10 protein-coding genes are annotated in these 13,757 nt (G+C 59.8%); all 10 read left to right on the top strand.

Annotated elements, in window-relative coordinates:
- Positions 1-15 precede the first annotated feature (15 nt).
- The 10 genes from LK12_RS00215 (at position 16) to LK12_RS24090 (ending at position 13,696) form a co-directional block, all read left to right on the top strand.
- Entirely contained in the window at positions 16-1,626 is a 1,611-nt protein-coding gene (locus tag LK12_RS00215; RefSeq protein WP_197063419.1) for an outer membrane beta-barrel protein, read from the top strand.
- A 51-nt stretch (positions 1,627-1,677) separates the two neighbouring features.
- Positions 1,678-3,819 carry a GumC family protein gene (locus tag LK12_RS00210; protein WP_039277990.1) on the top strand — a complete coding sequence of 714 codons (2,142 nt, stop codon included), beginning with the start codon at positions 1,678-1,680 and terminating at the stop codon, positions 3,817-3,819.
- Positions 3,816-4,952, top strand: coding sequence for a glycosyltransferase (locus LK12_RS00205; RefSeq protein ID WP_052223035.1), 1,137 nt, complete (start codon positions 3,816-3,818; stop codon positions 4,950-4,952). Before LK12_RS00210 ends, LK12_RS00205 begins: the two co-directional genes overlap by 4 nt.
- 17 nt (positions 4,953-4,969) lie before the next feature.
- On the top strand, positions 4,970-6,442 hold the full coding sequence (locus LK12_RS00200; protein ID WP_039277987.1) for a hypothetical protein: 1,473 nt from the start codon (positions 4,970-4,972) through the stop codon (positions 6,440-6,442).
- A gap of 118 nt (positions 6,443-6,560) precedes the next feature.
- Positions 6,561-7,532: a glycosyltransferase family 8 protein gene (locus LK12_RS00195; protein WP_039277984.1), complete on the top strand. Its 972-nt coding sequence runs from the start codon at positions 6,561-6,563 to the stop codon at positions 7,530-7,532.
- Positions 7,533-8,098: 566 nt separating this feature from the next.
- Entirely contained in the window at positions 8,099-9,082 is a 984-nt protein-coding gene (locus LK12_RS00190) for a cell wall hydrolase (protein ID WP_156135334.1), read from the top strand.
- Positions 9,063-9,398 (top strand): hypothetical protein, encoded by a 336-nt coding sequence (locus LK12_RS00185; protein ID WP_156135333.1) that lies wholly within the window; start codon positions 9,063-9,065, stop codon positions 9,396-9,398. Before LK12_RS00190 ends, LK12_RS00185 begins: the two co-directional genes overlap by 20 nt.
- 578 nt (positions 9,399-9,976) lie before the next feature.
- Positions 9,977-10,810 carry a glycosyltransferase family 4 protein gene (locus LK12_RS00180; RefSeq protein ID WP_156135332.1) on the top strand — a complete coding sequence of 278 codons (834 nt, stop codon included), beginning with the start codon at positions 9,977-9,979 and terminating at the stop codon, positions 10,808-10,810.
- A gap of 104 nt (positions 10,811-10,914) precedes the next feature.
- Positions 10,915-12,444 carry an oligosaccharide flippase family protein gene (locus tag LK12_RS00175; RefSeq protein WP_156135331.1) on the top strand — a complete coding sequence of 510 codons (1,530 nt, stop codon included), beginning with the start codon at positions 10,915-10,917 and terminating at the stop codon, positions 12,442-12,444.
- Between the two features lie 88 nt (positions 12,445-12,532).
- Positions 12,533-13,696: a glycosyltransferase family 4 protein gene (locus LK12_RS24090; RefSeq protein WP_082010264.1), complete on the top strand. Its 1,164-nt coding sequence runs from the start codon at positions 12,533-12,535 to the stop codon at positions 13,694-13,696.
- The last annotated feature ends 61 nt before the right edge of the window (positions 13,697-13,757 follow it).

The raw sequence follows: 13,757 nt of genomic DNA, 5'->3' as shown, positions 1-13,757 counted from the left end.
ACCTGGGGGACTCAGATGAGCCAGAAGGCCAATGCCCACAAGAGGATGGCCGCGGGGAGCGCGAACACCAAACCGCGCGAGAAGCTGCGCCTTCGGCAGGGGCGTGTCGAAGATCTTGGCTCAAGCTCTGTCATGATGGCGACGGATATACTCACAATGGATAGCTCTCTACCCCTTTCGGTAAGGTTTGACCAGCCCGCGAGGCCGCGGAGAAGGGGCAACTCGACGGTTATTGCGCGATTAAGGAGCGGAGGGAGTACTCTTGCCGCCATCATCGCCGTGGGGCGCCTGGCGCTCGCCGATGCATCGCTGCCTGCCGGAAGGGCCCTGCCTGTCTTCCATCGCCGCGATCGGTCCCGCCTTGCCCATGCAGGGCGCCGCTGGCGTTCGAAGCGGTCCAAATGGGTGCAGGGGCTGGCATTGTTCGTTTTCGCCGTCAGCAGCCCGCGCGTCGCTTCGGCCCAGGACGCCAAACCCAAAACCCCGGTCAACTATTTCGAACCGGAACGCGGCGGCGGCATCAACGTGGGGCCGAGCTTCCAGTTGTATCCGGAACTGGTCGTGCAAGGCGCCTACGATTCGAACGTTTACAACGTCGAATCCGGAAGGAAGTCCGACGAGGTTTTGTCCTTGCGTCCGCGGTTCGTCTTCGCATCGGACTTTTCGCGCCACCAGATGGAAATCTCCGGCGGCGCGGATATACGTCGCTACGCCAACAATACCGGTGAGAACAGCACGGCCGCCGACCTTCGGGGCAAAGCTTTGCTGGAACTTGGTGAATGGATCTACGTCGAATCCGGCGTGTCGTTCATTCGCGGTGTGGAACGGCGCGGCACCGCGGGCGATCAGTTCCTGACCGACAGCCCCGTCATCTTCAATCGTAAGCAGGCCCACCTGAAAGTATGGCGCACGATGTACCGTCTCGGCATCACACTCAATGCCGAAGCCAGTCGTACAGACTATCAGGATACGACGGTGAACGGCGTTCCGCGGGACCTGTCCAACCGCGATGTCAAGCGGATCGGCGGCAGTGGACGGATCGATCTCGAGGTCAGTGAACGGGTCAGGCTCTTCACGGAGTTGTCCGGAAACAAGCTGACGTACCAGGAACCTTCCGCGCAGCGGCGTGGATCGTCGGGTTACGCCGTCCTGGCCGGCGCGCATGTGGAGGTAACCCGCCGCATCAACGCGGAAGCGGCTGTGGGTTATATCCGTCAGAAATTCAATGACCCGACATTCGAGCCGGTCAGCGCGATCGACTATCATCTCGCGGCAACCTGGACCCCGCATCCGACGTGGAAGCTTACGGCGGGTGCGGAACGCGTCGTCGACGCAAGCCCGCGCGGCGACGTTCCCGCGATCTTTCGGTCGTCCTATAATCTCACCGCGCAGCACGCGGTCTCCGATCGGCTGATCCTCGAAGCGAGGGGCGCGCATGTCGTGGAAGACTATCGCGGCATTAACCGCACGGACCGCCGCTTGGAGGGGGATCTGACTGCGCGCTATCGTTTGACCGACAATTTCGGAATCGCCGGTTCTGTCGGATATCGCCACCAGTCTGGCGGCCTCGGAGGCCGGAGTTACGACGGCGTCGCAGCGTCGCTGTCGCTGCGCGTCGTCATGTAATGGCTTCCTCCTGCGGCAGCCACGCAAATACGGCTAGTGAAAGCTAAAGATATGAGCACCAATAGCTTAGTCCCTGCAGACGCCCGTTCCAGGGATATCGCATCGCTCGGAGACCCCGTTTCCAATGGTCGCGATCGCCTCGATCTCGACGGATCGCTGGTCTTCTTCAGGCGTCATGCGGCCCTGATCCTGGCCACGATGTCGGCAGTCCTCGCGCTGGCGCTTATCGGTTCGCTGGTCATGACCAAGACATATCGGGCGCAGGCGCGCGTGATGCTTACAGGCAACGTCAGCGCTGCCGGGCAAGCGGATCCGACCCAGGCCGGCCGGGCCGCGATCAGCAACCAACTCGTCGATACGCAGGTCGAAATTATTACTTCGCGCGACATGGTGGAACGTGTCGCAAAGGCGATGGGGCTTACCGATAAGAGGACTCCCGCCGAGCGTGAGGCGCTGATCGACCAGCTGCAAAGCCGGGTGAGCGCCGAGCGTAGTGGGGAGAGCTATGCGATCACCATCAGTTACGACGCTGACACTCCTGCATCGGCGATGAATATCGCCAACGCATTCGCTCGAGAATACACGCAATGGGAACTGCAGCTTGAGCAGAACCAGAATTCCAAAACGCGAAAGGATGTCGAAGCCAAGCTTTCGCGTCTGCGTGACCAGGCCCAGGCCGACACCCAGGCTCTGCAGAACTATCGCATCGCCAACAACTTGCTCAGCACCTCCGGCACTTCGCTGACCGAGCAGGAGATTTCGAACTACGAGCAGCAGGTCGCGGTAGCCAAGGCGCAGGCGTCGGAGGATCAGGCGCGGCTCAACACGGCGCTGGCGCAGTTGCGCTCAGGGTCGGACGGGGATGACGTGGGCGAGGCGCTCAATTCCTCGGTCGTATCCAACTTGCGTGCCCAGGAAGCGCAGCTTGCTGGGCAGGTCGCCAACCTCTCCTCGCGGTATGGCGACAACCACCCCGAGCTGATCCGGGTACGCAGCCAGTTGTCGCAGGTCCGCAACCAGATTCGCGAGGAGATCGCGCGTGTGATCTCCAATCTGCGCGCCAAGGCCGACGTTTCCAGCCAGCGACTTGCATCGCTCAGTGCAACCCTGGGTGTCGCGCGCGGCAAGCTGTCGCAGAACAACGAAGCGATGGTGGGCCTCAGCGAATTGCAACGCAATGCCGAGGCATCGCAGGAAATCTACGAAACCTATCTCGGTAGCTACAAGCAGTTGCTGGCGGCGGAAGGCAGCGAACGGCCCAACGCGCGCGTGCTGTCCTGGGCCTCGCTGCCCTCAGCGCCGGTAAGCCCCAATCTCAAGCTGAACTTTGCCTTGGCGATCGTCGTCGGCCTGGGCCTCGGGGTGCTCGCCGCCTACATCGTCGAAGCGCTCTTCCAGGGTTTGACTACCCCGGAGGAAGTGGAAAATCTCACCGGTCAGCACTTCCTTGCCTCGATCCCGCTGCTCACGTCGATCCCGTCGCGCGGAGCGGGTCGTTCGAAGGCCATCGCCACGGTGCGGGACGAGCCCTATGGCGTGTTTACCGAGGCCTTCCGGGCGCTTGGTGCATCGATCGACCAGCGTACCAATGGCAAGGCGCAGGTTGTCGCCGTGACGTCGGCCCTGCCGGACGAGGGCAAGACCGTGATCTCCTGCTGCCTGTCGCACGTCTATGCAGTCAGTGGTATGCGCACAATCCTGATCGACTGCGACCTGCGCCGGCGCGGATTCAGCCGCCTGCTCGGGAAGGAGTCCCGTGGCGCCGGCCTGCTTGAGGTCCTGAACGGCTCTGCCCAGCTGAATTTCGACCACAACGACAACGAAACGGTATTCTGGACACTGCCTATCGCAGGGGACGACGAGGACGGCGACCACTTGCTCACGGGCAAGCCGTTCGAGGATCTGATCGAGAATCTGCGCACCCAGTTCGACCGGATCGTGCTCGACCTGCCGCCGGTGCTGCCCATTGCCTATACCCGCGTGCTGGCGGAGCGGGCTGACGCAGTCGTGGTGGCGGCGCGCTGGCGCAAGACAACGGCATTTGCACTCAAGGCCGCGCTTCGGCGCCTCCCATCCGATCAGGTCCATGTCGCCGGCGTGGCTTTGAGCCAGGTCGACCTGCGCCAGCGGGCGTATTTCGGCAAGCTCGATCCGGCTTTCTACTACAAGCAATATCAGAAGTATTACGCATGAACCTGATCGTGCCCGATCTGGCAAGGCAGCGGCCCGTGCGGGGGTTCTCGAAACCCCGGGTGGCAATCGTCCACTACTGGCTCGTCTCGATGCGCGGGGGCGAACGCGTGATCGAACGCCTGCTGCGGCTCTATCCCGACGCTGACGTATTCACCCACGTATACGATCCCAGCCGGATGTCGGCGACGATCAACAGGTCGCGGGTGACCACCACTTTCATCGACAAGCTGCCGATGTCCAAGCGGCTCTACCAGTACTACCTTCCATTGATGCCGATGGCTCTCGAGGAGCTGGATCTATCCGGCTATGATCTCGTGATCAGCAGTGAATCCGGCCCTGCCAAGGGCATCGTAACCCGGCCTGGCAGTCTGCATCTTTGCTATTGCCACTCGCCGATGCGATACCTGTGGGATCACTACCACCAGTACAAGGCGCAGGCCAATCTGCTTGCGCGCCTCGCGATGCCGACCATGTATCACCGGCTGCGCAACTGGGATGTTTCCTCCAGTGCCCGGGTCGACCGTTTCGTCGCCAATTCGCGTTTCGTGCAACAGCGCATCGACAAGGTCTGGCGCCGGCAGGCAGACGTCGTCCACCCTCCGGTGGAAACGACTCTGTTCCGTCCTTCCGGCGAACGCGGCGACTTCTACCTATGGGTGGGGCAGCTCGTGCCTTACAAGCGGCCGGACATCGCGGTCGACGCCTTTACCGCGAACGGTTTGCCGCTGCTGGTGGTCGGCAGCGGCGGAATGTCGAAGCGGCTGCGCGCCAGGGCGGGGCCCAATGTGAAATTTGTCGAGCGCATGGACTTCGACGAACTGCGCAGCGCCTATGCCCGCTGCAAGGCCTACGTGATGACGGCCGAGGAAGACTTCGGCATCACTCCCGTCGAAGCGATGGCATCGGGTCGTCCGGTTATCGCCTATGGCCGCGGCGGCGTTCTCGACAGCGTCGAAGAGGGGCGCACCGGGGTATTCTTTGACCGCCAGGACGCGGAGTCGCTGGTCGCCGCGGTGGATGAGATGGAGCATTTCCTGAGACATTTCGATCCCGACGACGCCGTAAGGCAGGCAGGGCGCTTCGCGCCCGAAGTATTCGACGCCAAGATTGCCGAACTGACTTCGGTCGGCTGACCCGGAAAGACGCCGCGATGGAACTCACCTTCATCGGAGCCATCCAACTGGCGATCGGTCTTGCGATCGTGGTCGCCGGTTCGGTGCGCAGCGCTTTTGCGTTTCTGATGATATCCGGCCTTTTCGACGGATCGGCAGCGGTGCTGCTCCCGGCTCTCGGCGGAACGTCGATACCGCCGATCCAGTTCGCGATCCTTTTCGTCTATTTGCGCATTGTTGCGCCGCGGGGAGGCTTCCTCGGGTTCCTGGCGGAGGCCATTTCGGCCAATCGGCTGGCGGTTCTCTATGTCGTCTACGGCGTGGCGAGTGCTTTCGTGGCTCCCAAGATCTTTGCCGGAATGATGGACGTGGCGCCGATGCGCATGACCGGCGAGGGCGGCTTGTTCAACACGGTACCGCTCGTCCCGACGTCCCAGAACATTACGGCAAGCGTCTACATGATCGGCTTCCTGCTGATCGCCCTGGCATCCTATGTGGTCTGCCGGCATCGCGGCGGTGTGGCGGTGCTCGTGAACACGGCCATCGTGGTCGGCTGGACGCACGTAATCCTGGGCGTGGCTGTCGCGCTGGCCAAGGGCACGCCGCTCGATGGATACTTCGAGCTGATGCGCAACGGCAATTATGCGCAGCTCGACCAATCCTACCAGGGCTTCATCAGGATCAGGGGGCTGTTTCCGGAATCGTCGTCGTTCGCCGACTTCGGCTTCACCTGGTTCCTGCTCAATGCGGAACTGTGGTATCGGTCCGTGCGTTCCCGGGCGACGGGTTGGGCAGCGCTCGCATTGGCAGCTGTCCTGTTTTTCAGCACCTCTTCCACTGCTTATGTCGGGCTCGCCGGGTACATTCTTTTCTTCACGCTACGGGCTCTGTTTCTGCCCGCCTCGGTGCACGCACCCAAGCTGCGCCAGATCGGCATAGTGATGCTGATACTCGCCGTTGCCGTAGCGGGGACGATGGTCCTTGTGCCGCAGTTCAGTGCCGCCGTTTCCGACATGGTGTTCGGCATGACCGTAGGCAAGTCGGACTCCTTGTCGGGGCAGCAGCGTCTGTTCTGGGCATTGCAGGGGTGGGAGGCGTTCAAGACCTCCTACGGTGTCGGCATCGGTCCCGGCAGTTTCCGGTCCTCCAGCCTGTTCGCAGCCATCCTGGGGGCGACCGGCGTGTTCGGCGTGGCCCTGTTCATCGGCTACCTTGTCGAGGTTTTGAAGCCGATGCGCGCCTCCACCTTCTCGCATAGCGACAATCTCGCATGGAACATCGGCGGGGCGCTGTCGGTGGCGGCAATCCTGTCGCTCATTCCTGCCGCGGTGGGATCGCCAAAGTCCGATCCCGGAGGCAATTTCGCCATTCTGGCCGGCGCCGCCCTGGCGCTCCGGCCATCGCGACGCCAGCGCGGACAGACTGGCAACGTGGCATCGGGGATCGTCGCGCGTCTGACCGGACGCGGCGAGACTGTCCCCGGCTCATCCGGTGCAGCCGGGACGATATAGCAAAAAAAGACGAAGTCAGGAGTGGAAGTCTGGATGGCGTAGTGGCGCGGGGAATGCCTGCGTCGTTGCGACTTACGGAAACATGTTTCTTGAATATTCTATATGGGATGATTGAGAAATGAGCTCAACTGACCGAGAGACGGCCATCTTTCTGACAACGGATCGAGGTTACCTGATCCCTACCCTTGTGGCGGTCAGTCAAATTATTGCCGATCCGGAAGTCCGAAGGCGGGCAGATGTCATCGTATTTCTTGTCGATTTCATGGAAACTGAGTCCGTCGAGATCGCAAGGGAGTTTTCGTCATGGGCCGTGACCTTCCGGAACTTTTCCTCGGCCGCATACGCATTGCCCCATGACGCGACCTACAACCCGACCCACGTCCCCCAATCGGCGCTGGCACGCTTGGCAGTCGGTCGCGAGATCCCCGAAAAATATAGGAAAGTCGTGTATATTGATGGGGACGTTCAGATTGTCGATTCCATCGTCCCATTAATAGAAGCAGAACCTGTCAAAGGAAATATTCTGGCCGCATGTGACCATGCGTACATTAATTGGAGCGAACAAGGTGGATACGCGCAATCTATCCGAGATTATCTCATGGCGCTGAATATTCATAATCCGAAGGACTATTTTAACTCCGGGGTCCTCGCTGCATCGCGTGACGATTGGATCGAGATTTCCGATCGGGCGCTCGCATACATGCGGTCCAACTCGCACCTATGCAGATTTCACGATCAAAGTGCGTTGAATGCCGTGTGCGTAGGGAAACGTGAGCCATTGTCGCCAAGGTTCAACTTCGTTTCCTGGTACGGGCGCCTGAGCTGGTTCGACCGCGTCAAGCCTTCGATCATTCACTTTACCGGTGGTGAAAAACCTTGGAACGCGCGTCCTGGGACGCTGCCGGGCCGATTCACTGGGACGTACCAGGCGCTGGTCGATGAATTCCCGTTCCTTGAGAGGTACTGGTCGAAGATGAATCGGAAGCCTGCACGAGGCGGACTCGAAGTCGGGTGGCTGCTTCCCTGGCGAAGGCTGATAAGGAAGCAGAAAGTTGGCCGCTACCTCCAGACGACAAATTTCACAGTCTAGATTCAGGGTGCGGCGACCCGCGAATGCAATTTACGGGAACCATCGGTGCTTCCTGCGCTTTAGCGGTCCAACAGGCGAAGCGTGCGCGGGCGATAGTTTTTGGCCCTTTGCGTCGCAGATTTCTGCCGCAATGGTGGCTCGCCGCTGCAAAGGAATTGCCTTCTCGGTCATGGCCAGGGCGCAACGTCCAGGTTCATCAAATGACGCTACACCGGATGAGTTGGCGTTTACCTCGTTTGCGACATGGCCTCGCGCGGGAAACATATGGCAATTCTGTCGTTCCCTTCCAAAGCGAAGGTAAAGCCGCCCATCCGATCAACGTTCAGGCGAGGAGCTGATCAGTGGTCAAGACCATTCGTTCGAAGCTTGCGTCTGTAGCTTCAGACCGGTCCACCCGGTATCGGCTGGGCGCGTTTGCGTTAGCTGGCAGCGGGCTGCTGGCCGGTGGCGTTCAGCCGTCGATACCCGGCCTCGCCGACAGCCTCGTAACCCGGCATAGGTCCTCGGAACATCTTGCGTTTTACAAGCCGGCACCGCGCGAGAAGACATTGCCCGGTGAATCGGGAGTGGCAATCGAAAAAGTCATGGTGCCCCCTGCCAGCCTTGCAAAGGTCTCGCCGTACCACTTTTCAGGAACGCGCGGAGAGAGGGACAAGGCTGCCGACTGCTTGGCGGATGCGGCGTGGTACGAAGCCGGGAACGATCCCAAGGGCCAGCGGGCGGTGATCCAGGTCGTGTTGAACAGAATGAAGCACCCGGCCTTTCCCAAGACCGCTTGTGGCGTAGTGTTCGAGGGTGCCCAGCGGCAGACCGGATGCCAGTTTACCTTCACCTGCGATGGTTCGCTTTTCAGCCGCCATCCGGGGCCCCGGGCGTGGAAGCAGGCGCGCAAGCGCGCGGAGGCAGCGCTTGACGGCGCTGTCGATCGGGACGTGTCGCTGGCCACGCATTATCATGCTGATTACGTTTCGCCGTGGTGGAGTGGGCATCTCCAGCAGGTTTCGCGCGTCGGTCCACACATCTTCTACCGTTGGCCGGGGCTTTTCGGCGTGCTGGCGCGCAACCCGGTGGGATCGGCTGTAGTAGGTGTCGATCCACGCACGATGCAGGCGCGCGATTCCTCCGGCGAGGATGCTGCCGCGAGCGACGTCAAAGCGGGCGCAGGGCAACTTGCTGCTGCGACGGAAACGCCTTCCATCGTCCTGCCGTTCGGCAACCAAACGGCCTCGCCGAAGGATGATGTCATTTTCATGGTGTTCGAGAGCACCAAGCCCAGTGGGCGCTGGGCAATGGAAGCGCTGCGCCGTTGCGGTTCGGGCGCAGAGTGCCGCGTGGTCGGATATGGCGATGCCGCAGCCGTCGCGCGTAATGCAGCCCTGTCGGCGGGGCAGCGCGAAAAACCGCTATTCATGTTAATTCGGGACGGGAGTTCGGGGATGGTCGTTGCATTGTGGGATTGTACGAGGATTCAAAGACCGGAGCGCAAACAGTGCTTGCCACAGGAACCGCAGGCCGTGCTCGCTCTGATGGGTGGGCGCGATGTCTCCTAAGCCCGTCCTCAAACCCGCAATGGAGGAGGCGATGCCAAATTCGCACGACCGTTCGCGAGGCATGAATGAAACGCTGCACGAGTTGTTTCTGGACAATCAGGGGAACCTGACATTCAGCGACTTTCGCGATATCAGCGATGCCATGATGAGCGGCTATGCGCGCTTCATCCGACTTGGTGTCCCCGGGCACACAATCGGACTTGCCATGCTTGGCGCAACGATGAACCTCTATGAACTTTTCGGTATGCGCACCGACTTGCCGGAGTTGTTGCGCAGTATCGCGGCGCGGATCGAAGAGCAGGGCAATCCCAACTGACGTACCGACGTTCGGTGCCGTAGCATGGCGATATGCCTTCCACGCCAACCGCGGCTGGAAGAGACCCCGGCATATTCGAAATGAATCCTGGTTCGCTGGATAACCCTTTCGAGGTCATCCCGATGCCTTGTTTCTTCTTGTGAGACAGGCACCTAGCCTGAGCCGCGAACCGGCGGAAAACTCCGCCGACCAGCGGTAACCGGAAGGCGAGGTGTAACTTGCTCTACGAGGCGGAAATACCGGATCGGGTGCGCTCGAGGCAGCGCGCCGAAATCCTGCATGGCAGTAGCCGCGCTCCTCGTCTGCTGATCAATGGCCGCTTTCTGACTCGCCCCCTTTCCGGGGTCGATCGAACGGCAGGGCAGATTTCGGCGGCATTGGCCGACTTGGCGCAAGGTCAGGGACTGGACGTCGCCTGTGCTGTGCCGGCCGACGCGCCAGACGACGGGACGATACGCGCATTGCTGCGCTTTCCCAGCAGTGTTCCGATTCACCGCTCGCGCTTCAAAGGCTATGCTTGGGAACAACTCGTTCTCCCCGCTCTCTGCCCTGGCTGGACATTGCTCAGTCTGTGCAACATGGGACCGGTTCTGCGCGAAAACCAGTTCGTGCTGATCCACGACACACAGATCTACGACATGCCGGAAAGTTATGCTCCGGCATTTCGGGCGACCTACAGGCTTTTGCAACCGTGGCTGGCCCGGCGAGCGCGCAAGGTGGGAACGGTCTCGGAGCATTCTCGGGGGCGGATGCAAGTGCACGGTTTGGCCAAGGGCCGGCGGATCGAGGTCATCGCCAACGGCGCCGACCATGCAGCCTTCGGGCCGGTCGACGGAGGTGTTTTCGAGCGTCACGGACTCGAGCCCGGCAAATATCTCCTCGCAATGAGCCAGGCTGCTCCTCACAAGAATATTGCCATGCTGCTGGAGGCCTGCACAAAGCGCGCCGACCGCAGTATTCCGCTGGTACTTGCCGGGCAGGCCGGGGCGGCAGCCTTCGGATTGGAGGAAGCAAACCTGCCCGAAGACGTCCGCTTCATCGGCAGGGTCAGCGATCCGGAACTCAACGCTCTTTACCGCAATGCCAGGTTGCTGCTGTTTCCGTCTCACACGGAAGGTTTCGGCTTTCCCGTACTCGAAGCGATGAGTTGTGGATGTCCGGTTCTGGCCTCTCGCGGCGGCGCCGTTCCCGAAGTGGGAGGGGACGCTGCGCGCTACTGCGATGCGCGGGACGAGGAGGAATGGACGCGCTCGATACAGGCCCTGCAAAACGATCCGGAGCGGCTTGCCGAAATGTCTGCAAAGGGCAGGGACCGCGCCCGCCAGTTCACCTGGCAGCGCGCGGCAAAACAGATAATGTCCGCCCTGACCGAGAGGACAATGCAAGAAGCTGAAGTTGCAGCGATCCAATAATGGCGAACGTCACGCCGCACGTGTTGTGAATGGCCTTGCATGCATCATGCATCGAGTGAATTGTTTTTGAGACGGTCAATGTTTGGATTGCCGTCAACGTACATGTGAGTGCGCATATGCATCCGCAAAAGAATTCCGGATCAATGCTGGCCAATGCGGGGAAATGGTCGATAACCGGCAAGATCCTTGCGCGTGGCATCGATTTTGTCAGCTTGATCATCCTTGCGTACTTCTTGACGCCAAGCGATTTCGGGTTGGTGGCCATGGCCATGACGATCGTCGTGGTCGTGGAAGCGGTGACGAATATTCCCGTCACGCAGCCCATCTTGAGAGCGGACGATCCCACGCCCGATTATTACGATACGGCGTTCACGTTCAGTTTGATCCGCGCCACGCTCATTGCTGCAATCCTGATTTCTTTGGCTTTCCCCGTGGCCAGCTATTTCCATGAATCGCGCCTTCCCCCGGTGATCATGGTTCTCGCGATAGCGCCCATGTGTCGCGGATCCATAAGCCCGCGCATGGCGGACTACACGCGTGCGCTGGATATGCGGCCCGACTTCATCATGATTACCGTGCCGAAGATCCTCTCTTTCATCCTGCTCGTGGCGGTCGCAGCGATGACGAAAAGCTATTGGGCAATCGTGGTTGGCACGACCTTCACGCCGATTTTCATGTTGGTGACGTCCTTTGTCCTGGCACCCTACCGGCCGCGACTGAGCCTGGCTCAGCGGGGGCAGTTCAGTGACGTAATCAAGTGGAACACCCTGATACAGCTCATTGCCGCGATAAACTGGCAGGTCGATCGTATCATCCTGGGCAGCCGTCTGACGCCTCAAGCATTCGGTCGGTATTCCATGGCCGGTGACTTGTGCGGAATGCCGTTTCAGGCTGTTCAGGTCGCCCTGTCGGGGCCTTTGAGCTACCTGTTCGCTCGCGTCCAAAATCAGATGCAGCTGGGCATCGCCTGGGTTAAGGCGCTTTCGGGCAATTACTTTATCATATCCCCCATTCTCATCGGGATGGCGGTTCTCTCCAAGCCGGCCATTCAGGCGCTTTTGGGCCAAAAGTGGCTTGCGAGTTCGATGTATGTCTCGGCGTTGGCTGTATCTTCGCTTTCGAGCATCGCCGTGCTGTCACTGCCCGCTCTTGCGGTCGCGAGATACAAATTGAAAATGGTCGCTTACAGGTCGATTATCGAGTTTTGCGTAAAGGTCCCATTGACGTTCGTCTTCGCCTATTTTTGGGGCATATGGGGCGCCATCGCAGCAAAAGCCGTCAGCGATTTCTGTTCGATGGGCATTACGCTCAGGGCAGCCAGGCAAATTACGGGCGTGTCCGTCTGGGGCCAGATCTATCCCCTGCACAGGATATTTCTTGGCCTGATCGCGCTTGCCGCTGTCGCCTATTCCCTGGCCCCGGATGTATCTGGATTTTCGGGGAGCTTCATGGACAGATTTACCCTTGGTGTAGAAACAGCTGTAGCTGCGGGCCTGGGCTTTTCGGCGTATTTGCTGACCATCATAACGCTTTGGGTGCTGAGCAAGCGGCCCGATGGAATTGAGGCCTTTGTAGTGGATTATCTGAAATCCATATTCGGGTTCCGGTCCGACCGGCCGCTGGAGAATTTGTAAACGACGTGTGGCATTACTGTTGCGCAACTGTGGAGAGTGGGTCAGGTTTGTAATTTGAAGGTGTAAATTTTCTGAACTCTCAGGTGGGATGCTTATTGTTGTGGACGTGACCGCATCATCAGATGAATGCCTGAATCCAAAAACTCTAGAGCGTTCGCTTTCGAGCGAAACTTTAAGCAAGTGGTGTGTTGATTTTTCTCTCGCGCTATACAACAGGACCGGGAAATACTTTATAGGCCTGGGCCTGATCAATCATAATCAAGACTTGATCGATCACGTCGCGTATTGGCGTATTTTCCGCAAGGACACACCCTCCGGCCTCTTCGCCCGTTTGCTGGGCAAATTGGAGGCGATGGAGCGCGATCTGCGGGCGAAGACGGGCGAGGTCCGTTGGCAGGCGAAAGCCGGGGCAAGCCGCTGGCTCCATCTTGACCCGTTGACAGTAATGCATCGCAAATTGCGGGAGTGCGATGTCGTACTCTGCCATGATCTTGGCCCCATCACGCACCCCGAACTGTTCGGGCGGGGCACGGGTGACGTCTACAAGATGGCCTTCGATCGCATTTGCCGCGTTCAGCCACATCTCGTGTTTGTAAGCCATGCCAGTGCGCACAAATTCGAAGATGTTTACGGGGCGCCGCGCAAGGCATCCGTCATTTCCCCTCCCATCCGGTCCGACTTGGTAGGCGGGGTTCTTGAACGGCCCGAAAATGTAGAAACGCCGTTCCTGCTGACAGTGGGCAGTATCGGGGCTCGAAAGAATCAGGCCGCGGCAATTCGTGCCTTTGCCCGCAGTAATCTGGGCAGCCGTGGTTTCAGCTATGTTCTTTGCGGGCAACTCGAGCCGGGCAGCGAGCAAGTGAACGATCTCGCGAGGGAGACGGAAGGCGTTGTTGTCCTGCCTTACGTGTCGGATGACAATATCCGTTGGCTATATGCCAATGCAAAGGCCTTTGTTCTTCCCAGTCTTCTGGAAGGATTCGGAATGCCGGTAGCCGAGGCCATCTCAGCCGGGCTGCTGCCGGTGGTTTCGCAGGGAACCGTATTGGAAGAAGTCGCCGGTGAAGGCTGCTTGCCGGTCGACCCGACGTCGGTGGAGCATATCTGCCAGGCCATGAATGAAGCTGTCACTATGGCGGAAGGTGAAAGAGCTGCAAGAGTTCGCCAGATGCAAAGTCACGTGAGCGCCTACTCCGAAGAGGCTTTCCATCGAAATTGGCGGCACCTGCTGACCGATCGAGACGCAGTCTGAATTCAAGAATCGCGAGAATTTGAGGCGGCGATGCTTCAACGGGTTGGAGAATGAGGCCTCA

The organism is Novosphingobium malaysiense (assembly GCF_000802225.1).
Taxonomy (GTDB): Bacteria; Pseudomonadota; Alphaproteobacteria; order Sphingomonadales; family Sphingomonadaceae; genus Novosphingobium; species Novosphingobium malaysiense.
The sequence above is the reverse complement of the archived record's forward strand: the minus strand, read 5'-3'. Positions and strand labels throughout refer to the sequence as shown.